This is a genomic window from Bradyrhizobium frederickii (assembly GCF_004570865.1).
Taxonomy (GTDB): domain Bacteria; phylum Pseudomonadota; class Alphaproteobacteria; order Rhizobiales; family Xanthobacteraceae; genus Bradyrhizobium; species Bradyrhizobium frederickii.
Genome location: NZ_SPQS01000128.1, coordinates 1 through 976, shown reverse-complemented (window position 1 = coordinate 976; position 976 = coordinate 1). Strand labels below are relative to the sequence as shown.

3 protein-coding genes are annotated in these 976 nt (G+C 41.3%); all 3 read left to right on the top strand.

Annotation, left to right across the window (positions count from 1 at the left end; all coding sequences use genetic code 11):
* The first annotated feature begins 160 nt into the window (after nt 1–160).
* The 3 genes from E4K64_RS39995 (at nt 161) to kil (ending at nt 878) form a co-directional block, all read left to right on the top strand.
* A complete protein-coding gene (locus tag E4K64_RS39995) occupies nt 161–529 on the top strand; it encodes a DUF2528 family protein (protein WP_000065374.1) in 369 nt (122 codons plus the stop codon).
* A 72-nt stretch (nt 530–601) separates the two neighbouring features.
* The gene (locus tag E4K64_RS42050; protein ID WP_001198861.1) at nt 602–766 is read left to right on the top strand and encodes a protease FtsH-inhibitory lysogeny factor CIII; all 165 of its coding nucleotides are present in this window, start codon (nt 602–604) and stop codon (nt 764–766) included.
* The gene (gene kil / locus E4K64_RS42045) at nt 735–878 is read left to right on the top strand and encodes a host cell division inhibitory peptide Kil (RefSeq protein WP_000372937.1); all 144 of its coding nucleotides are present in this window, start codon (nt 735–737) and stop codon (nt 876–878) included. The genes E4K64_RS42050 and kil overlap by 32 nt, the downstream gene beginning before the upstream one ends.
* Nucleotides 879–976: the final 98 nt, after the last annotated feature.

The window sequence follows — 976 nt, the reverse complement described above, 5'->3', positions numbered from 1 at the left end:
AAATAACAGAATAAACACTGCACTGTGTATTCATTCCAACGAGTGAATACACGGAGCAATGTCGCTCGTAACTAAACAGGAGCCGACTTGTTCTGATTATTGGAAATCTTCTTTGCCCTCCAGTGTGAGGGCGATTTTTTATCTGTGAGGATATGAACAGATGTCAAACATCAAAAAATACATCATTGATTACGACTGGAAAGCATCAATAGAAATTGAAATCGACCATGACGTAATGACAGAGGAAAAACTTCACCAGATTAATAATTTCTGGTCAGACTCTGAATACCGACTCAATAAACACGGCTCTGTATTAAATGCTGTATTAATCATGCTGGCGCAACATGCTCTGCTTATAGCAATTTCAAGCGACTTAAATGCATATGGTGTTGTGTGTGAGTTCGACTGGAATGATGGAAATGGTCAGGAAGGATGGCCTCCAATGGATGGTAGCGAAGGAATAAGAATTACCGATATCGATACATCAGGAATATTTGATTCAGATGATATGACTATCAAGGCCGCCTGAGTGCGGTTTTACCGCATACCAATAACGCTTCACTCGAGGCGTTTTTCGTTATGTATAAATAAGGAGCACACCATGCAATATGCCATTGCAGGGTGGCCTGTTGCTGGCTGCCCTTCCGAATCTTTACTTGAACGAATCACCCGTAAATTACGTGACGGATGGAAACGCCTTATCGACATACTTAATCAGCCAGGAGTCCCAAAGAATGGATCAAACACTTATGGCTATCCAGACTAAATTCACTATCGCCACTTTTATTGGCGATGAAAAGATGTTTCGTGAAGCCGTCGACGCTTATAAAAAATGGATATTAATACTGAAACTGAGATCAAGCAAAAGCATTCACTAACCCCCTTTCCTGTTTTCCTAATCAGCCCGGCATTTCGCGGGCGATATTTTCACAGCTATTTCAGGAGTTCAGCCATGAACGCTTATTACATTCAGGAT